18 protein-coding genes are annotated in these 20732 nt (G+C 40.4%); 9 read left to right on the forward strand and 9 right to left on the reverse strand.

Annotated elements, in window-relative coordinates:
* Positions 1-46 precede the first annotated feature (46 nt).
* The 5 genes from H6G59_RS03945 to H6G59_RS03965 form a co-directional block, all read right to left on the reverse strand.
* The gene (locus tag H6G59_RS03945) at positions 47-811 is read right to left on the reverse strand and encodes a beta-carboxysome scaffolding protein CcmN (protein WP_190711848.1); all 765 of its coding nucleotides are present in this window, start codon (positions 809-811) and stop codon (positions 47-49) included.
* A 251-nt stretch (positions 812-1062) separates the two neighbouring features.
* On the reverse strand, positions 1063-2724 hold the full coding sequence (locus tag H6G59_RS03950) for a beta-carboxysome scaffolding protein CcmM (protein ID WP_190711849.1): 1662 nt from the start codon (positions 2722-2724) through the stop codon (positions 1063-1065).
* A gap of 125 nt (positions 2725-2849) precedes the next feature.
* Entirely contained in the window at positions 2850-3152 is a 303-nt protein-coding gene (locus tag H6G59_RS03955) for a beta-carboxysome shell vertex protein CcmL (RefSeq protein WP_071188696.1), read from the reverse strand.
* Positions 3153-3158: 6 nt separating this feature from the next.
* Positions 3159-3503, reverse strand: coding sequence for a carbon dioxide-concentrating mechanism protein CcmK (locus tag H6G59_RS03960; protein ID WP_016950894.1), 345 nt, complete (start codon positions 3501-3503; stop codon positions 3159-3161).
* A 113-nt stretch (positions 3504-3616) separates the two neighbouring features.
* The gene (locus H6G59_RS03965) at positions 3617-3925 is read right to left on the reverse strand and encodes a carbon dioxide-concentrating mechanism protein CcmK (protein WP_015212739.1); all 309 of its coding nucleotides are present in this window, start codon (positions 3923-3925) and stop codon (positions 3617-3619) included.
* A gap of 658 nt (positions 3926-4583) precedes the next feature.
* On the opposite strand from H6G59_RS03965, the gene H6G59_RS03970 reads away from it, so the two are divergent.
* The 3 genes from H6G59_RS03970 (at position 4584) to H6G59_RS03980 (ending at position 9266) form a co-directional block, all read left to right on the forward strand.
* Positions 4584-6440, forward strand: coding sequence for an NAD(P)H-quinone oxidoreductase subunit F (locus H6G59_RS03970; RefSeq protein WP_190711850.1), 1857 nt, complete (start codon positions 4584-4586; stop codon positions 6438-6440).
* A 94-nt stretch (positions 6441-6534) separates the two neighbouring features.
* Positions 6535-8034: an NADH-quinone oxidoreductase subunit M gene (locus tag H6G59_RS03975; protein WP_190711930.1), complete on the forward strand. Its 1500-nt coding sequence runs from the start codon at positions 6535-6537 to the stop codon at positions 8032-8034.
* 101 nt (positions 8035-8135) lie between these two features.
* Complete coding sequence (locus H6G59_RS03980; RefSeq protein ID WP_190711851.1) at positions 8136-9266, forward strand: CO2 hydration protein; 1131 nt, start codon at positions 8136-8138, stop codon at positions 9264-9266.
* Positions 9267-9383: 117 nt separating this feature from the next.
* Here H6G59_RS03980 and H6G59_RS03985 read toward each other — a convergent pair whose 3' ends face one another.
* The 3 genes from H6G59_RS03985 to H6G59_RS03995 all read right to left on the reverse strand — a co-directional run bounded on the left by H6G59_RS03985 (position 9384) and on the right by H6G59_RS03995 (position 12809).
* Positions 9384-10451: a fatty acid desaturase gene (locus tag H6G59_RS03985; protein WP_190711852.1), complete on the reverse strand. Its 1068-nt coding sequence runs from the start codon at positions 10449-10451 to the stop codon at positions 9384-9386.
* A gap of 215 nt (positions 10452-10666) precedes the next feature.
* Entirely contained in the window at positions 10667-11722 is a 1056-nt protein-coding gene (locus H6G59_RS03990) for a fatty acid desaturase (RefSeq protein ID WP_190711853.1), read from the reverse strand.
* Between the two features lie 271 nt (positions 11723-11993).
* Complete coding sequence (locus H6G59_RS03995) at positions 11994-12809, reverse strand: acyl-CoA desaturase (protein WP_190711854.1); 816 nt, start codon at positions 12807-12809, stop codon at positions 11994-11996.
* A gap of 88 nt (positions 12810-12897) precedes the next feature.
* Between H6G59_RS03995 and H6G59_RS04000 the strand changes: the two genes are divergently transcribed.
* Positions 12898-14127, forward strand: coding sequence for a methionine gamma-lyase family protein (locus H6G59_RS04000; RefSeq protein WP_190711855.1), 1230 nt, complete (start codon positions 12898-12900; stop codon positions 14125-14127).
* A gap of 41 nt (positions 14128-14168) precedes the next feature.
* Entirely contained in the window at positions 14169-14546 is a 378-nt protein-coding gene (locus H6G59_RS04005; RefSeq protein ID WP_190711856.1) for a GxxExxY protein, read from the forward strand.
* Between the two features lie 35 nt (positions 14547-14581).
* On the opposite strand, the gene H6G59_RS04010 is transcribed toward H6G59_RS04005, so the two are convergent.
* Positions 14582-15775, reverse strand: coding sequence for a Coenzyme F420 hydrogenase/dehydrogenase, beta subunit C-terminal domain (locus tag H6G59_RS04010; RefSeq protein ID WP_190711857.1), 1194 nt, complete (start codon positions 15773-15775; stop codon positions 14582-14584).
* A 373-nt stretch (positions 15776-16148) separates the two neighbouring features.
* On the opposite strand from H6G59_RS04010, the gene H6G59_RS04015 reads away from it, so the two are divergent.
* The 4 genes from H6G59_RS04015 (at position 16149) to H6G59_RS04030 (ending at position 20714) form a co-directional block, all read left to right on the forward strand.
* Positions 16149-17006, forward strand: a complete 858-nt coding sequence (locus H6G59_RS04015; RefSeq protein WP_190711858.1) for a hypothetical protein — start codon at positions 16149-16151, stop codon at positions 17004-17006.
* Positions 17007-17095: 89 nt separating this feature from the next.
* Complete coding sequence (locus H6G59_RS04020) at positions 17096-18526, forward strand: hypothetical protein (RefSeq protein WP_190711859.1); 1431 nt, start codon at positions 17096-17098, stop codon at positions 18524-18526.
* A gap of 142 nt (positions 18527-18668) precedes the next feature.
* The gene (locus H6G59_RS27220; protein ID WP_339327924.1) at positions 18669-18839 is read left to right on the forward strand and encodes a J domain-containing protein; all 171 of its coding nucleotides are present in this window, start codon (positions 18669-18671) and stop codon (positions 18837-18839) included.
* Between the two features lie 426 nt (positions 18840-19265).
* A complete protein-coding gene (locus H6G59_RS04030; protein ID WP_190711860.1) occupies positions 19266-20714 on the forward strand; it encodes a glycoside hydrolase 100 family protein in 1449 nt (482 codons plus the stop codon).
* Positions 20715-20732 lie beyond the last annotated feature (18 nt).

Raw genomic sequence — 20732 nt, forward strand, 5'->3', positions numbered from 1 at the left:
TTCTCCAGGATACTCACAAAACTCTCCACTTAACAATTAACACTTACTACGAGGAATTGTCAGAGTGTTTGTCGTTCAAGGATTGTCTATGGGGAAACAATGTGATCAAAAGCCGATTGATGCTACCTTGCCCGTAAATTTGAGTCCCAAAAGTATTATGGGGTTCAGTTTCAGCTGGGCTGGGTGCTGATTCTGGATTACTAATTTCGGTAGATGCGGGGAAAGTAGCTTCTTCTTCGTTAGATTCAGCAACTTGAACCTGTTCCTCTACTGGGGGAGATTGGCTTTTGGGAGTCGGAGAAGGCTGATGAACGGAATTAGGCTGGTGTTGGAACTCCACAAAGGCTGAAGCTGAGAAATGAGTTGAAGAAATTATCGGTTCTTCTGGCTTTTCCTCTGGAACTTTTGTGGCAGTGGAATTATTGGAGGATGGTTCAAGTTGTTGGGTTTTGCCAACTTGGCGACTAGTGTCTCCCAAAAGAGAACCGGGTGCAACTACTTCTCCCGATGCGACAGAACAGTTGAATACTGTCGTTGCTGCACCAATACAAGCATTAGTGCCAATTTTGCCTTGACCAACCATCAAAAAACCGGCTCCCAGGTTCACTCCTGCTTCTACTTCTAGAATACCTTCATTGACTTGGAGAATTGACCCCATGCCAATACAGACACCAGGTCCGATAATAATTTTGCTGTTGGCAGCTGCTTGAATGATTACCCCTGATGCTATTACCGCACTGGGATGAATATTCACCTCACCACTAATGTGAGAATCAAAACTGTTGCCCAAGCGTAGCAGCGGCACAGACATGGAATTTGTCACCTTGGAAGCCGGAAAAATGAGTATTGAGAATAATTTTGAGGTGGGGAGGTGGGGAAAAAATTAAGAATCACCGAATTTTAGATTTTAAATTTTGAATTTTGGATTGAAGATTCAAAATCCAAACAGGTCTGAACGCGATAGTGTCTCGTAGAGAAGCCCCCGGCTTGACTGTTGGGGTCAATCTAAAATCTAAAATCTAAAATCCAAAGTTGTGTTACCTGTTCCCTGTTCCCTAATTATTATGGACGTTGGATAATTGCTTCCAATACCCGGCGCTTGGCTGTGGCATCAATACCAATTAAGCGCACATATTCTCCTGGATATTCAGAGAGATGTGCTTCCAAAGCTGCGATCGCATCTCGTTCAGATGTTGCCTGAATTTGACCGCAACTAGCCCAAGTACCTGTACGGAAACGGCGTTGGTCTACGTGTTCTAGGCTAATTTTAAATCCACCAGCCAATAATTGCCGCAGTTGATCTATTACTTCTGCGCTCAACCGAGTGCTGGTAACTGTTGCCGTGGCAGTAGCAGATCCAGAAGATGCACTTACAAATGATTTGGTGCTACCAGATGGGGCTACTTGACCATTTGGACGTTGGATAATGCTTTCTAGTACCCGGCGTTTGGCTTTGGGGTCAATCCCTATCAACCGCACATACTCGCCTTGATGGCTGTCTATACACTCTTCTAGGGCGGAAACCACTTCTTTAGCAGAAGTTGTTTCTATGGGCTTACAGCTGTTCCAAGAACCTGTGCGGAACCGGCGCTCATCTACGTGTTCTGTACCGATTTTGTATCCGCCTGCTAAAAGTTGACGGATTTGGTCTACTGTTTCGGCGCTGAGTTTACTGCTACTGGTGCCGTTACCATTACCATTGCCGTTGTAGCTGCCATTGCTGGGAGCCGCAGATGGCTTAAAGGTGGATGCACTACCAACTACACCATCTGGACGTTGAATGATGGTTTCTAGTACTCTCCGTCTACCATTGTCAATACCAAACAGACGGACATACTCGCCTCTGTGGTCTACCAGACAACTTTCTAAAGCTGCGATCGCTGCTTCTAAAGACCTGGTTTCAATGGGCTGACAGCTTTGCCATGAACCTGTGCGGAACCGTCTTTGATCAACGTGTTCTGAACCGATCTTATACCCTTGTTGTAGTAGATAACGCAACTGATCTACCGTTTCTGCACCCAAGCTATTGCTCGCCACTTCACTACTCCTTTCCAATTCTTCAACAACAATACTTGTATAAGATTTAGCCCCAGAAAGATTAAGTTCATCCCGAATGGGTGCAATACACTTGCTATCCGCAGCACAGCGATAACCAGTCCGCAATGCCTGATTAATACCGACTACATGATGAGCAAACTGCTGATCTTGAGCTTGTACATCTGGTAATCGGTCAGCTTGCTGCTGGGTAGTAATTATCGCTCCCGAAGGGACATATTTACCTGGGGGGATTTCTACATCTTGAATTAAAGCGTGCATCATCACAATGCAACCTGCACCCACCTTGGCATTAAATACCGTAGAGCGAAAGCCAATAAAGGAGTGATCCCCTACATAAGCTGGCCCATGAATTAGAGCCATGTGGGTAATAGAAGCATCTTCACCAACCCAGACCGAGTATTCTTGTTGATCATCACCAATTACTCGACCTTGCTCCAAGCCATGAATGACGACACCATCTTGAATATTAGTGTTTTCACCAATATAAAAGGGTGTACCTTCATCCGCTCTAATTGAAGTCCCTGGAGCAATGATGACATTTGCACCTATCAATACATCCCCAATAATGTTGGCAGAAGAGTGTACAAATGCAGTTTCATGGATTCTGGGTTCAGCTAAACTCCTTGACCACGGGGTTGGGGGGGCCGCCGTGCTGCGGACTACCATTGGGACATTCCTCCTGAATTAAGCTTTTTGTTAGTAGTCGGTCGCTACGCTCCAATTCAAAATTCAGCGTTCAAAACAGTAAATCAATTTTGAATTTTGAATTTTGAATTCCCTGTCAGGGGTGACTATCTATATTGTTCTTTTTTGCTGTAGATGAGGCGATCTTCAACATGAATGGTGTCTATTATCGCCACTACTGCTGCATCTAACGGACGTTGTTCATTGCCTAGAACTTGACGAGCGGCACCGTTTCGACTGACCAGTACCCACTCTTCCACCCCTGCGCCCACACTATCGGCTGCTACCTCGTATTCGGGCAGGAGGTTTCCGTCTTCATCTACTAATTGCAACAGCAGTAGTTTGACACCTCTAAGACTTGGATCTTTTTGCGTGCTGACTACTGTGCCACGAACTTTGGCAATTTGCATTATAAATTACGGTCTTCTACCGAAAGGACGAATTGCATTTACACCTTCCCGGAATTGTTCTACATCTTCGGTATAACGAATTGGTAGGACGTATTCCAAGTTTTCGTGAGGACGAGCAATGATATGAGTAGACAGCACTTGTCCACCGTTGACTCGTTTTACATTTTCAATCCCTGCTGCTACTGAAGCTTGTACTTCAGAAACGTCACCCCGAACGATGACTGTCACTCTGCCGCTACCGATTTTTTCGTATCCTACTAGGGTAACGCGAGCGGCTTTCACCATCGCATCAGCAGCTTCTACTACTGCTGGAAAGCCCAGCGTTTCAACCATTCCCACTGCAATTGACATTAGTTTTCATCCTTAAATTAAGTTTATGGCTTGCGCCAAGCTGTTCGTGTTCAGACCTGGCCAAATTTTTACTCAAGCAAGCAACCCCGTTAATCACTTTGTTTAAACAGTTTTTAAGTACGGAACTGTTCTACTGCTTCTGTATACCGAATCGGTAAGACATATTCTAGGTTTTCGTGGGGACGGGCAATGATGTGTGTGGATAACACTTCACCACCGTTGACTCTTCTAGCTGCGTCAACACCAGCCGCTACTGAAGCTTGCACTTCGGATACATCTCCCCGGACAATCACGGTAACACGAGCGCTACCGATTTTTTCATATCCTACCAGAGTTACACGGGCTGCTTTCACCATCGCATCAGCAGCTTCTACTACTGCCGGAAAGCCTTTCGTTTCAATCATTCCAACTGCAATTGGCATCGCAGAACTCCTAAAAAATTAATTCAATCTGTACTATGGGTTGAAATTTTTGACGGGGATGCTCATCTTGAGCGAAGAAAACACTTCTAAAATTAAGCATAGGAAACCTTGGCATCCCTGGCAACATAAATTACTATAATAGTTTGTAATAAAAAAGTTTTAAAAAACTTAACAAAACTTAATAGCCCCTCTAATGAGATCAAAGTTCACGGATTCCTAGAGGGGACGCTTATGCTTTATAATTTCTTTATTACATTTAGAAAATAACATTCATAACCAGGGCTAATCCTATTAGATCAGGGGCATCCAGAGGCTGTATATTATACTGTCTCAGTCTTTTTTCATGTTTTGCTATCTGTACATAGACCCATTAAAAGATATATAATTTTTTTTAATATATTCTATAAAATTCTTTGTTCAGAGTAGAAATAGAAATTTACAACCAGAGAATTTCTGAAAACATATAAATGCATTTAAATATGTAAAGTTATATTTAACTGCCATTTAATAACGGAGGCTAAAGTAAAAATGCTCATTTAAGTTTATGGGAAAAATAGTTAAGAAAAACTTGATTTTAGCAAAATTAATTTTTTTTAAGCGAATGATGGTTTTAAGGCTGTTTAAGAAACTAAAGGTTGAGTGATTAAGGAAAATCTAAATGAATGAGTTTTTATATTTCACAAGTTGGTTTGTGCCTTTTTATAGCTTATTAGGTGCAATTTTAACCTTGCCGTGGGGCATGGGAATAATTCAACGTACAGGACCAAGACCTGCTGCCTACTTCAACTTGTTGACGACTCTTTTGGCTTTTTTCCATAGCTTATTTGTATTTAACGATATATGGGAGAGAGATCCAAAAACCTTAGTAGTTAATTGGTTCCAAGCTGCGGATTTCAATTTATCATTTGCGTTGGAAATCTCACCAGTTAGTATAGGGGCAATAGTTTTAATTACAGGATTAAGTCTGTTAGCCCAAATTTATGCCCTGGGCTACATGGAAAAAGACTGGTCGTTAGCACGGTTTTTTGGACTGCTAGGATTTTTTGAAGCAGCACTGAGTGGTTTAGCCATTAGCGATTCTTTGTTCCTCAGTTATGCCCTACTAGAAGTTCTGACCCTTTCCACTTATTTACTGGTGGGATTTTGGTATGCTCAACCATTGGTAGTCACAGCAGCGCGAGATGCTTTTTTAACAAAACGGGTGGGAGATTTGTTACTGCTAATGGCTGTGGTAACACTTTCTACTTTAGCCGGTAGTTTGAACTTTTCTGACTTGTATGAGTGGGCGCAAACTGCTGAGTTAAATCCACTAACATCAACCTTGTTAGGTGTGGCTTTGATAGCCGGTCCTGCGGGTAAATGCGCTCAATTTCCTCTGCATTTGTGGTTAGATGAGGCCATGGAAGGTCCTAACCCAGCGTCGGTAATGCGTAACTCACTAGTGGTAGCTGGTGGGGCTTATATGTTATACAAGATTCAACCATTGTTAGCACTATCGCCAGTGGCACTGAATGCCTTGGTAGTTATGGGTACGGTGACAGCGCTGGGTGCAACATTGGTATCACTAGCCCAAATTGATATTAAACGGGCTTTATCTCACTCAACCAGTGCCTATATGGGCTTGGTATTTTTAGCTGTGGGTTTAGAACAAGGGGGCGTGGCTCTCATGTTACTGTTAACCCATGCGATCGCTAAAGCATTATTATTTATGAGTTCTGGTTCGATCATACATACCACCCAAAGTCAAGACTTGACAGAAATGGGTGGTTTGTGGTCACGAATGCCAGCTACTACCACCGCCTTTGTTGTCGGTTCAGCGGGAATGGTGACATTGCTACCACTGGGAAGCTTTTGGGCAATGTTAGGATGGGCTGATGGCTTAGTGAAAGTTAGCCCTTGGGTAATTGTGGTTTTAGTGTTAGTCAATGGCTTGACAGCATTGAATTTAACTAGAATCTTCCGCTTAGTCTTTTGGGGAACACCACAGCCGAAAACTCGCCGCGCCCCAGAAGTAGGTTGGCAAATGGCCTTCCCCATGGTGACATTGACTATCTTGACACTATTATTACCTCTAATGCTTCAACAATGGTATTTACTACCTAGCTGGGAAAGTATTGATTGGTATATATTATTGTCTTTACTAGCTTCTACCTTATTGGGTGTGGGTATTGGTTCAACAATTTATCTGCACAAAGCTTGGTCAAGATCAAGAATTCTGGCTTGGAGATTTATCCAAGACTTGTTAGGTTATGACTTTTACATTGACCGAGTTTATCGCCTCACCATTGTCGGAGCAGTAGCTTTATTATCCAGGATTTCTGCGTGGAGCGATCGCTATTTAGTAGATGGTCTGGTAAACTTAGTCGGCTTTGCGGCAATTTTTAGCGGGCAAAGTCTAAAATACAGCATTTCTGGTCAATCCCAAGCCTATATGTTGACTATTTTGGTAGTAATTAGCGTCCTGGGTTTTGTCATCAGTTTGTCATTAGGTTTATTCGATAAATTACCTTTTTAGGAGGCTGGAGGCAGTCTTGCTGGAGATAATGATGATTTTTCTCATCTCCCCACCTCCCTATCTTCCCACTTCCCCATCTTCTGAACACTTGATTATGCTGAGTACGTTGATTTTGCTGCCGTTGCTGGGTGCAACTCTAATAGGTTTCTATCCTGCTACTATGAGTGGGAAACTTTCCCGCAGATTGGCTTTAGGCTGTGCTGTAATTACTTTCTTATGGACAGTTTTTCTAGCCATTCAGTTTAATCCTGGGGAAATTGGACAACAGTTTGCTGAGTCACTGCCCTGGGTAGATGTTTTAGGCTTAAACTATAATTTAGGAATAGATGGTTTATCATTGCCACTGCTATTGTTAAATGGACTTTTAACCTGCATTGCCATTTATAGCAGCGATGAATCTCTTCAACGTCCTAGATTTTATTATTCCTTAATCCTACTGTTAAGTGTTGGGGTAATTGGAGCCTTTTTATCACAGGATTTATTGTTATTTTTCATATTTTACGAGTTGGAACTGATTCCCCTCTATCTGCTAATTGCAATTTGGGGTGGTGAAAGACGCGGTTATGCAGCGACGAAATTCCTGATTTATACTGCTGTTTCCGCCATCTTTATTTTGGCCAGTTTCTTGGGAATGGTTTGGCTGAGTAATTCTCCTAGTTTTGGACTAGCAACTTTGAACGCCCAAAACTTATCTTTGTCCACACAACTGTTGCTACTAGGAGGAATTTTGGTGGGTTTTGGCATTAAAATTCCCCTTGTTCCTTTCCATACTTGGTTACCAGATGCCCACGTCGAAGCTTCCACACCAATTTCTGTACTGTTGGCTGGAGTATTGTTGAAATTAGGAACTTACGGTTTATTGCGGTTTGGGATGAACTTGTTACCTGAAGCTTGGGCATATGTAGCCCCTTGGTTAGCAACATGGGCAGTGATTAGTGTGCTGTTTGGTGCATCTTGTGCGATCGCGCAAACAGACATGAAAAAAATGGTAGCCTATAGTTCTATCGGACACATGGGCTACGTCTTGTTAGCCGCTGCTGCCGCCACACCCGTAAGTGTATTAGGTGCTGTCATGCAAATGGTTAGTCACGGCTTAATTTCCGCCCTGATGTTTCTGCTGGTGGGAGTTGTCTATAAAAAAGCAGGTAGCCGTGATTTAGATGTGCTTCGCGGGCTGCTGAACCCAGAACGGGGAATGCCTGTGATTGGTACTTTGATGGTTTTAGGAGTCATGGCCAGTGCAGGTATACCAGGAATGGTGGGTTTTATTTCCGAATTCATCATTTTTCGGGGTAGTTTAGCCGTTTTCCCCATCCAAACATTGATATCAATGCTAGGTACAGGCTTAACTGCCGTTTACTTCCTAATTCTGCTCAACCGTGCCTTTTTTGGGCGTTTATCTGCACAGGTGAGCAATTTACCAAGAGTATATTGGAGCGATCGCATTCCTGCACTTATCCTAGCTCTATTAATCGTCATTTTCGGTATCCAACCCTCTTGGTTAGTGCATTTGACTGAACCTACAATCACAGCAATGGTAAATACACCTAGCCTAGTTGCAACTGTGTCAGTAGAGAAACCAGGGAAAACTTAAAAAGTGTTGGGTTTGTAGTAGTGCTTAATCTCTACTACAATCTCATCTGTAATTTCCTTTCCCTCAACCTTATTTATTTTTAATTATCTGGAGAAATAGTAATGCTTAATGTTAAAAATAAACCTGTAAATCACCCTTTATCGGAATATATTCAACGCTTAGAAAATGGAGAAGCGTTACTTAAAGATACTCCAGAAAATGTTTTGGAAGTAGTTGGTATTCTTAAAAGCTATGGTGTAGTTTTAGATGCTTATTCCCAAAACCTCATTTACATAGCCGAACATCAGTTTTTAGTAATTTTTCCCTTTTTTAAATACTTTAATGGTAAAGTTTCGTTCTCAAAATTACTCCATCACTGGTGGCATGACAGAATTAATTTTGAGTATGCTGAATATTGCATGAAAACCATGATGTGGCATGGTGGCGGGGGATTAGATGCATATCTAGACACAAAAGAATTTCAAGAATTAGCTAAAGCTGTTATTACTGCTAAATTGAAAAATGATCCCTTAATGCAGGGACTGAATCAACTGTTTCCAGACTTTTTAATAGAACAGTTACGCGTCTCTGCTTATTACACTGGTTTGGGTCAATTTTGGCGGGTGATGGCAGATATGTTTCTGAGCCTATCAGATCGTTATGATCAAGGCGAAATTAAATCAATTCCCCAAGTTGTAGATCACATTAAAACAGCTTTAGTAGCAGATGCAGTTAAGCCAATTACTTATGCAGTCAAAATTAGGGATAAAGTCTATGACATTATTCCCAAATCAGCAGGTTTAACTTTTCTTGCCGATACAGCAATACCTTATGTAGAAGCTATTTTCTTCCGAGGAACTCCTTTCATGGGCGTAGTTTCCTACAATGCCCAAGCATATCAAATTCCACCAGATCAATCTCGATTTGAGTATGGTGCATTATACGCAGACCCTTTGCCTATTGGTGGTGCAGGTATTCCCCCCACCTTGTTAATGCAGGATATGCGCCATTACTTGCCAGAATATTTACATAATATTTATCGTCGCAGTCTTCGGGGTGAAGATGATTTGCGGGTAAAAATTTGTATGAGTTTTCAAAAGTCGATGTTTTGCGTAACCACAGCAGCGATTTTAGGATTATTACCTTATTCGCTTGATACTCAAGATTTAGATGAAAAAAAAGCAAATAGAGTTTATTTACAAAAGTGGTTAGATAGATTAAAAAATTCACAGATTTTAATAGTGAATAAATAAGATAATTCCCAGATTTCAACACCAAAAGTAGACGATTTGAAACAAAAAAAGTCCGCTCATGCGAACTTCATTTATATAGCCACAGACTAGAAATCTGTGGGGCAATAGCAGGATAATTTACTTATTGTGTGAAGTATAATAAACCTTGCTTCCTGTATCTGGAACAAAATGACAACTGACAGCAGAACGCCATAAAGACTTCCAAACAGGCTCTTTCGATTCCTGGAAGTACTCACCCATAATTGGTTTAATCGCCTCAGTTGCCTTCAACAAATTGTAGTGAGGCATATTTAGGAAGATATGGTGAGCAACGTGAGTACCTATATCGTGATGGATATGATTGATAAAACCGTAATCTCTATCAACACTAGAAATCGCACCTTTCAGGAAAGTCCATTCTTCTCCACGATACCAGGGAATTCCTGGCTCAGTGTGATGTAAAAATGTCACCAAATCCAGCCAAATGATAAACACAATATAGGGAGCAGCGTAGTATTTTAACAACCACATCCAACCCCATTCGTAGGTAAGGAAACCTAACAAAGCTACAAAGCCAATCCAGAGTGTGGTGCTAGTAATGATATCCCATTTTTCCGACGGCTTGAAAAGCGGGCTACTGGGTGAAAAGTGAGAGCCTTCTTTACCCGGAGAACGCTTAAACAAATACACTGGATAAGCCAACAAGAACAGATAAAAACGCCCTATTTTTTGTAATAAAGGCATCGCATTGTACTCTGATTCAGATATGGGATACCAGCTTTCATCATTCTCCAAGCTGCCAGTATTTTTGTGGTGAGTTCTGTGACTAATTCGCCAACCGTGATAAGGAACTAGAATGGGAATGTGAGAGAGATGACCAACTAAATCATTCAACCATTTATGCTTAGAAAAAGATTGATGTCCGCAGTCATGACCAACTACAAACAAAGCCCAAAACATTGTTCCTTGCATTAGCCAGAAAATTGGCCAAAAATACCAAGAATCTAGATAATTAGCAACTGCATAAAGCAGACCAATAATCAAGATGTCACGAAAGAAATAATAAAGTGATTTAATCACACTAGGCTGAAAACATTCAGCAGGAATGGCAGCTTTTAAGTCCTGAAGGGTAAAGGGTAACTTAGTTGTTTCTTCAGATGATTCAGAGCTAATTGACTGTTTTAAATTGATTGTATCTAGTTGCACTGGATTTGGTGATTTGATGTAAAGCGGAACTTATTTCGTTGGTAATTGATATTACCTTAATCTATGCCAAATTGGAGAAAATTTTCAGAATTAACCAACTTAAAAGCAGGTAAAAGCTGGCAATTTCCCTCAGACTATTTCTGCGTGGAGAATTGCCATAGATCAGGTAAAGAGGATAAAAGTTAAAGTCCTAACAATCATCCTGAATTATTAATTCATTGCCCTGCGTAATGTTCTGAGAAAGTCTTATAGCCAACATCAGTTGTATAGAGTTGACATTCGTCTGTAATTTGCTTCATTAAAGACCATGAAAACTGACACTCATCATGTAAATAACTGCTCCAATTTTCTTTAATGCTGCTGTAAGCCAACCGCAAATTATAAGACGGAATAGCAGTAGAAATATGATGGGGGACGTGGACATTGATATCGTGGCAAAGAATTTCTACCCAACGAGGATAATCGCAGTGAATTGTCCCAAATAGCTGCGCTAAAGCTTCATTCCACTTATCAGCTGTTGTAAAGGGAACATCTGCGGTTGTATGGTGAACAATTGTGAATGTACTCATCCAGAAATGGTAAACCATCCAGGGAATAAACCAAAATTTTATAAATCCCCAAATACCAGTTGTAGCAATGAGTGTGGGGAAAACGATAGCTGCAAATATGATAACGACAGCTACAGAAAGCTTGACGCTAGATTGTTCTTTTGGTTGGAACTTTCGGGCATCAAAATGCACAACAGCCCAATGTCCAATAGAACCTACCCACCAGAGGCGTTTCTTCATGAACAATACAAAAGCTGACTGTCTGGTTTTATCCCAACTTTGAAAAACTTCTGGTCTGATAGGATGCCAAGCGTTATCTTCATCCAGCTTGTTTGTATGTTTATGGTGATAATTATGTTTAATACGCCAACTATGGAATGGATATATTAAAGGCATCATGAAGAAATGCCCAACTAAGTCATTTACCCAACGACGTTTAGCAAATGAACGATGACCGCAGTCATGTCCAATCACAAAAAAACCTGTTAAAGCAGTTCCTGTAAAAATCCAGGCTAAAGGTAGGAGGAACCAAGGAGAAATTGCCAGGAAAAAGTAGCCGAAGCCAGCCATGAAGAGGCTAAGTATAGCTTGTGTCCAAGCTTTGCGAGTATTTTTCTGAAAACATTCCTTTGGCAGACTTTTGATAATATGTTTCAGCTTCAGTTGGGAATTACCAAAGTCAGTAGAGACGTTATTTATCTGGCTGTTAATTGTTGTAGTCATGTATACCTGAAAAAGAACAAAATCCCTTACAAAGTCACTAAAAAGTAACTATTCGCAAAGTTTTGTAACATTAATTCTTCGGATTATAGCAAGCTAAGTTACCGTAACGCACGGACAAAAAAAATTTGCTAAAAATTTCCGAAATGAAGAAAAAATTTTGTAGTGTCTGGAGAAAATGAATTAATCTCCACAAGCCAACAGTCAATAATCGCCAGTCAATAAATAATTGACCTTATGACTATTGACCATGTGACTATTTAATAGTGTTGGGTTACTGCTTTCTGTCTGCCAGCTTTACATTTGTAGCTAGGCCAAGTAATTGCAGCAATTGAATTGTCATCCAAGTCATATCGATTTCCCACCATTCTAAGCCATGACGGGCTGAGTATTGAAAGGCGTGGTGATTATTGTGCCAACCTTCACCAAATACTAGTAGAGCTACCCACCAGCAGTTAGTGGATTTATCACCAGATTCATGACTGCGATAGCCAAATTTGTGGGTAGCACTGTTAACCAACCAGGTACAGTGGTAAACCCAGATAATCCGAAAGAAAATTCCCCAAACGACAAAAGACCAGCCACCTAAGAAAAATAGTGCTAAACCCAAAGCAATTTGTAAGAAAATGAAATTTTTCTGTAAAAACTGATAAACTGGGTCATCGATAATGTCTTTAGTGAAACGGGGAACTTGATCGTGAGCCGGAGCGAAATGAATCATCCAGCCCATATGGCTCCACCAGAAACCTCTATTTGAATCATGGGGATCTTTTTCTGTATCCGAGTGCAAGTGATGGATACGGTGTGTACCTACCCACTCAATCGGTCCGCCCTCACAGGAGAATGTCCCAAAAATAACGAGGACATACTCTAACCACTTGGGAGTTTGAAAACTGCGGTGGGTCACAAGACGGTGATATCCCAAGGTAATGCCTAAACCACCAGTCACCCAGTAGAGAAATAATGCCACACCAACGGCGTTCCAGCTAAAGTTACTAGGAACCAAAACGAACAGAGCGCCGACGTGCAGTGCAACGAAAAATAGGGTGTTAACCCAGTTAACTTGAGGTTTAGAAGTAGCAATTGTCATGCAGTAACCTGAATAGAAATTGTTCAGCCTAATCTGCGCGATCCTAAAATCCGCATATGTATATTTTAATTTTTTGGATGAGGAAACGATGAACAGCTTACAACAGCTGCGGCAAGCAGAACAGGCACTATTAGAGATTTTTTCTGGTATTGACGCTCAGGTCAAGCATAATCTTAAACGAGTATTAGATGCCTTTCGTCATCACCGAGTAGGCGCACACCATTTTGCAGGCGTAAGTGGCTACGGACACGATGATTTAGGAAGAGAAACCTTAGATAAAGTATTTGCCGAAGTGATGGCTGCCGAGGCTGCGGTGGTGCGAGTGCAGTTTGTTTCGGGAACTCATGCGATCGCCTGTGCGCTGTTTGGTGTACTCCGTCCTGGGGATGAGATGTTAGCAGTGGTCGGTTCTCCCTACGATACACTAGAAGAGGTGATTGGCTTGCGAGGACAAGGCCAAGGTTCCCTTATTGATTTTGGCATAAATTATCGACAATTGGAGTTAAGTTCTCAAGGAACAGTAGATTGGCAAACATTAAACACTAGCATTACTGATAATACTAGGTTAGTGTTAATTCAGCGTTCCTGCGGCTATTCTTGGCGGCCCAGCTTGTCGATTGGCGACATTGAAAAAATAGTCCATATAGTCAAACAGCAAAATCCCAACACCATTTGCTTTGTAGACAACTGCTACGGCGAATTCATAGAAACCCAAGAACCCACAGCCGTAGGTGCTGACTTAATGGCGGGGTCACTGATTAAAAATCCTGGGGGGACAATAGTTAGTGCTGGTGGTTATATTGCCGGTCGGGCTGACTTAGTAGAAGCGGCTGCTTGTCGCCTAACAGCACCTGGTATTGGTAGTGCTGGGGGTGCTACCTTTGACCAAAATCGCCTCTTATTCCAAGGGTTATTTTTAGCACCACAGATGGTAGGTGAGGCCATGAAAGGAACTTACCTCACAGGTTATGTATTTGACAAACTTGGTTATCCAGTCAATCCTGCACCTTTAGCACCCAGAGGAGATGTTATCCAAGCGATTAAATTGGGTTCTGCTAAAAAGCTGATTGCCTTCTGTAAAGCCATCCAACAGTCTTCACCCATAGGTTCTTATCTAGACCCCATACCCGACGATATGCCGGGGTACGAGAGCCAAGTAGTCATGGCTGGGGGGACATTTATTGAGGGGAGTACCTTGGAGTTATCGGCAGATGGTCCATTAAGAGAACCTTATGTGGTTTATTGCCAGGGGGGGACTCATTGGACTCATGTATCTATAGCTTTACAAGCGGCTATTGAGGCTGTGGGAGAGGCATGAATTAAGATTTTTGCACGCAGAGGCGCAGAGGCACAGAGAGTATGATTGAGAATGAGATTTCGGGAGTGATTGTTGATGTGGCTTACAAGGTTCACACTTCTTTAGGGCCTGGTTTGTTGGAGTCGGTGTATGAGACGGTTATGGATGTTGAGTTAAGGAGGCGAAAGTTGGAGGTGGAAAGACAGGTAATTATTCCCATCATCTATGAGGGTGTGGTTTTGGAGGAGGGTTTCCGTGCTGATTTGATAGTTGAAGACAAGGTGATTGTCGAACTCAAATCAGTGGAAACTATCCACCCTGTACACAAAAAGCAGCTATTAACCTATCTACGCCTTGCTAATAAAAAAGTTGGACTACTAATTAACTTTAACGTCCCACTCATCAAAGACGGCATCACACGAGTAGTCAACGGACTCTGAAAACTCTCTGTGTCTCTGCGCCTCTGCGTGAGCTATCATTCCGGTAACTTATACTGTCCCACTATCCGCTTCGCAAACTCCGGTACATGAGCTTCTAATTTTTCCCCATGATTCCGCTTTACATACAAGTAATTTCTCGCAAAGTGCGAATCTATGGAAAATCTCGCATATTCCAGTCCTTTGGGGCCAATTTTATCTATCACTACTCCCATTAATTTCGCTGCCCACATCGGTAAGGTAACGGCTTGATCGTAAGCTGGTATGCTTTGTTGTACAGCGGGTTTTCGGTTGCCTTGAGACATAACTGGCTGGGTGTCGAGTTGGTCTTTCACCAGTTCCAGCATTTCTTTGCCTGTATCATTTCTGACTACTATCCATTGCCAGCGGAAGGGTGCGCCCATATACCCGACGACTATATCCGCAAGGGAGTTGACGTAATCGAAGCAACTCATACAGGAAGGAGCAAAGATATCTTTGAGAACGTTGGTTTTTAAGCCGAAGAAGGGTACTGTTTCTTCTGAACCGTCTTCGTGTTTGAAGTGGACTCGAAAGTCTTGCATGAATTCGTAACTGACTACTGTTTCGGGGGAACGGCTGGTGGTTTCTAGGAATTTTTGCAGTCCGGCGCGGGTAACGTTATCTACGCATGGTGTTCCGAGTACATAGAGTTTTTCTAAGCCGAGTTTTTTCTCTACGGCTCGTAATGCTTGGATTTGACAACCTACACCGATGACTAATAACCGCTTCATTCCTGATTGTTCTATCTGTTCTAATACGGATAGGTTGGGAGATAGGGTAGGTTTATTTACTTTCGCTGCTAGTATTTCTTCGGGGGTTCGCGCTATGATGGGCATAGGTTGAAAGCGGTCTTCTTTGGTGTTTTGGACACAGACAACTCCTTCCACTAAGCCACGATTGAGCATTTCTATGGCTATACTGCTAACTATTCCTGTCCATTGTGCGCCTTCTATGGGTTGTTGTTTTCTGGCGGACATCATTTCTTGATGAACTCCAAAGTAAAGTTCGTTTTCGTCTTCTAGGTTGCGGGGGCGGTTATGGGTAGTGGTTTCTAGTTCGTCTATTCTTTGGGTGATGAAGGCGCAAGCTTCTTTGACGTAGTGGATATAGTAGGTGTCGCATAGTCCGCATTCGCTACAAAGTTCTTTCGCGGGGCGCACGCTTCCGGGTTTGAGGGCTTTGGCTTTTTTGTGGGAATCTATGGATGTCATTTATTTTGTTTATTTTTACTAAATATGGCTTTTATTACCTTACCGTTAGGGGATGTGAAGTTGGCGTTTTGAGTTGGATAAGAGTTTTGTTTCGCGCAGAGACGCAGAGGCGCAGAGAAGAGCGCGGAATGACTTTCGATGGGTAGGTAAGATGTCGGGTATATTTTTAAGTAATTTTATATAAGTTTTGTTGTAACTGGATGTTGCGATACAGTAATTCTACTATTGTAAATACAGAAAATCGTATGTTAAATACTTTGACAGTACGGTACAATTAAAGGTACAAAAATTTATAAATAAAAAACGCACAATACTATGTTTATAAAATATTAGAAAATTAACTAATTTTCTTGTTCATCTATTAGGAGTATCAATGTTTAAAAAGAAATTCAGAAAAGAAGCTCAAGAAAGACTACGCCGTGCAGCGAATAATTATGAAACTGCCTGTAAGTCTTTACAAAACTCGGCTGCAAATCTTTATCAAAAACGAGTTGAGTGCGGTGTTGAAACTATTAAATTATGCGAACAATACATAAATACACTGGCAAATTCACCAAAAGAATTTAACAAAGTTGTTGCTGCTCTGAAATTTCAACTTAAAGAAATTACTGGCAAAGATTGGGAACTAATTAATGCCAACCCAAACACAGAATTAGTCGCAGGTTCTACTGCTGGTGCTGGTGTGATGGCAGGAGCAGGAGTAGCTGTTCTCGGACCAACGGCTGCTATGGCATTTGCAACCACTTTTGGGACAGCATCAACAGGTGTAGCAATTTCCTCTCTTTCCGGTGCTGCGGCTACTAATGCTGCTTTAGCTTGGTTAGGATGGGGTACTGTAGCTGCTGGGGGTGGTGGAATGGCTGCTGGAAATACACTTCTCGCATTAGCTGGTCCTGTTGGTTGGGCTATAGGAGGGGCAAGTTTAATGGGTGGCGGTTTATTTTTAGAGCATGAAAATAAGAAAATTGGTAAAGAAGCTAATAGTCGTGCTTGGGAACTAGAAACTTCTATATCTAAAGTTAACAGTACAAAGCAAGAAGTAGAATTACTTGAAAGAGAAACTGTTAGACTAGCTGACCTTATTTACACCGAAATTAAATACTTTCAACAAAATGCGCCTAAAGATTACAGTAGCTTTAGTCAGTCCTTACAACAAAGACTTGGGGCGTTAATTAATTCTATACAGGCACTAAGTCAGTTACTCAAGAAAACAGTAGACCTAAAGCTGTAGAAATAATTTGTGAATTTATTATGAGCTACTAACCTTTTTTTGTTGGTAGCTCAATTATTTTGTAACTTGAAAAATAAAAGGCTTTGTATATGGATAATTTGGAAAATAAACATCAAACAACTCAATTTATAGCTGCAATTGTAGCAGAAGATAATATACATAAAGCAGAACAAATAGCGGCGGAACTCAGTAAGCAAGATCACGCCTTTTTTGCTGCTATTCAAGAAGTTGATAAAGTTCGTGATTTTTTAGCTACTCCTGAAAATATTTTAGGAAATGCAAGTACAAAACATGGTGAAATTGCAGAACAAGTAGAAGTTGGTATTCGTAATGCAAAATCTTTGTTAAATTCTTCTACTCCTCGCGCTACATTTGAGGGAGTTGGGAGAACAGCACCAGAAGATTATTTAATTAATGGGATTCAGGTACAGTCTAAATTTATCAATGGTACTGGAAATACCCTGGATCATATTATTGAACACATGAAGAAATATGATAATTTTGGAAGAGACGGCTCTTTTTACCATATTCCTAAAAACCAGTATGAAGAAATTCAAAAAATTTTGAAAGGTGATGATATAAGTCAATATCAAAATATACAAGAAAAAATTCAAAATATAGAACAGATGTCTGGCCGTCCTTTTAATCAAACTGTTCAACCAGCATCATCTAACTATTCAGATGTACAAATAAATAAAGTGGATGAAACACTAGATCGTCATGAAAAAGAATTAAAGAAGGATAACGCAGAAATTAAAGACAAAATACGTGCAGAATCTCAACCTAACTTAGCTGATTTTGGTCGAGTTGCTGTAAAAGGTGCGGTTATTGGAGGTAGCATTAGATTTACTACTAAAATTTATGGTAAATATAGAGAAGGAAAAAATATTTTTAAAGGTGAGTTAACACTTCAAGACTGGCAAGAAATTGGAATAGATACAGCTAAAAGTGCTGCACTTAGTAGTATATCAGCAACGGCAATTTATGGATTAACTAATTTCGCTGAAATGTCTGCTCCTTTAGCTGGTGCATTTGTCAGTGCTGGTATAGAAGTTGCTAGTTTAGTTAGTAGTTTGAATCATGGTGAAATTTCTTCGGAAGAGTTTGTAGAATTAAGTTTATTTGCTTGTGCAGATTCGGCAATAGTAGCGGCTGGAGCATCTATAGGACAAGCATTAATTCCTCTTCCTGTTGTTGGTGCAGTTATTGGTACAATTGCTGGACGTATGGTTTCTGATTTTTGTAAAGATTTTTTAGGAGTAGATACAAACCTATGCAAGCAAGTAGAGCAAAATTATCAAAAATTCCTTGCTCAAATAGATCAGGCTTACAAGGCTACTGTTGCTCATCTTATCGCTACTTATGAAAGATTAGGTAATCTAGCTCAGGCAGCTTTTGATGCTAATTTAAACCTTGAATTAAGACAGCAAGCTAGTATTAAATTAGCTGAAGCATACGGCGTTCCTGATGCGGATATTATTCACAATATAGATGAGCTTGACTTATTTATGTTGGGTTAAAAAATTAGCGATTGATTCCACTTTAGCTGAATTTTGCTATTAGCCAAGAAATGAATTTGTTGGCGGTAAAGGTGGAACTATCAAGATTTGGCAACAAATTCAAAGCGGTGATAATTTATCCTTAACAGGGGAATGGTGGGAAATTTTAGGTGTAGAACCTAAAACTCATCCTAAAGAGGTAAAACTTGCCTACCTGAGATTAGCCAGATTATATCATCCTGATATTAACAGTTTGCCTAGTGCTAAAACTGCCATGCAAGCAGTTAATCAGGCATATCAAAAGTTTCAGCAGCAATTAAGCACACATAATTGATTAAGCAGTGAAAATTTGGGGATTTTGCTACTATAAGCTCTATTTTTAAATGGTTATTAGTGTAGAATATATATACCTTCATCAGTATTAATCCCCCAATTTTTTGACCGTTTATATTGCATATTCATAAAAAACGTTATAAATTGTTAGTCTGTAGGGGAATAATATATTTTGTCATCTCAATAGTCAATTCCTGATTAAGTATATATACTATAGTTAGGATATTATACACACAAGGGGTGTGTATTTTTAGTCATTGAAAAAGCTGCTAAAGATTATGCAGTCATGGCTTTATATCGCGTGAGTTTTAGGATTTGACTGCATTGATATTTGCTATTTCAAAGTTATGATGAAAATGGCATAAAGAATAATTAAAGGTGCATCTACTCCCAACAAATCTACTATGTAAATGGAGTTAGTCTGGTAATGCAACTAAACAAATTAGACACAAATAACAATATAGAAAAGGAAGCATGGCAAGTATTAGAGAATTCAATTCTCTACTATAAAGGTCTTCCTGTAGGTACTTTAGCTGCTTATGATCCTTCTGTAGAAGCCCTTAATTATGACCAATGCTTCGTCCGTGATTTTGTTTCTTCCGCTTTAATTTTTTTGATTAAAGGCAGAACAGATATTGTCAAAAATTTCCTAGAAGAAACATTAAAGTTACAGCCTAAAGAAAAGGCATTAGATGCCTATAAACCAGGTAGAGGATTAATTCCAGCTAGTTTCAAAGTAGTTTCTGTAAATGGGGAAGAATTTTTAGAAGCTGATTTTGGAGAACACGCTATTGCTAGAGTCACACCCGTTGATTCTTGTTTATGGTGGCTAATTTTATTACGTGCTTATGTAGTCGCTACTAACGATTCTTCCCTTGCTTATCAACCTGAATTCCAAACCGGAATTAGGTTAATTATGGATATCTGTTTGGCTAATCGTTTTGATATGTACCCAACGCTATTAGTTCCTGATGGCGCGTGTATGATAGATAGACGCATGGGTATTTATGGACATCCTCTAGAAATTCAAGTTCTATTTTTTGCGGCCTTACGTGCAGCGAGAGAACTTCTAATTTGTAAAGGCAATCAAGATATAGTAGAAGCAATTGATAATCGATTACCTCTATTGTGTGGTCATATTCGTCAGCATTATTGGATAGATATTAATCGTCTGAATGCAATTTATCGCTTTAAAGGTGAAGAGTACGGAAAAGCTGCTGTCAATCTTTTCAATATTTATGCAGATTCTTTGCATTATGATGAATTAGACAAATGGCTACCCAAAAAAGGCGGCTATTTTGCTGGAAATGTCGGTCCATCACAGTTAGATCCTCGTTTCTTTACTCTGGGAAACTTGATGGCGATAATTTCTGATTTGTCTACTGAAGAACAGTCTCAAGCAATTATGAATCTCATTGAAAAACGATGGGATGATTTAGTCGCAGATATGCCGATGAAAATCTGTTATCCCGCTTTACAAGGTGAAGAATATAGAGTTGTAACAGGATGTGATCCGAAAAACATACCTTGGTCATATCATAATGGTGGTAGCTGGCCTGTTTTGATGTGGATGTTAGCAGCAGCAGCAGTGAAGACGAAGAAACTTCATTTAGCAAAAAAAGCTATTGAAATTGCTAAAGCTAAACTCAGTGAAGATGAATGGCCAGAATATTACGATGGTAAAAAAGGCAGACTAATTGGTAAACAAGCTAGGAAGTATCAAACCTGGACAATTGCTGGGTATTTATTAGCTCAGGAGTTGACAAGTAACCCTGATTATTTACCATTAATCAGTTTTGATAAATTACCCCTAGAAGTAGTTTCTAAAGCCTGTGAGCTTGAATTCAATAGTATAGACCCTTCTATAAATATTTAAAACGCCTCCCGGCTTCCC

It is taken from the genome of Anabaena lutea FACHB-196, from assembly GCF_014698305.1.
Classification (GTDB): Bacteria; Cyanobacteriota; Cyanobacteriia; order Cyanobacteriales; family Nostocaceae; genus Anabaena; species Anabaena lutea.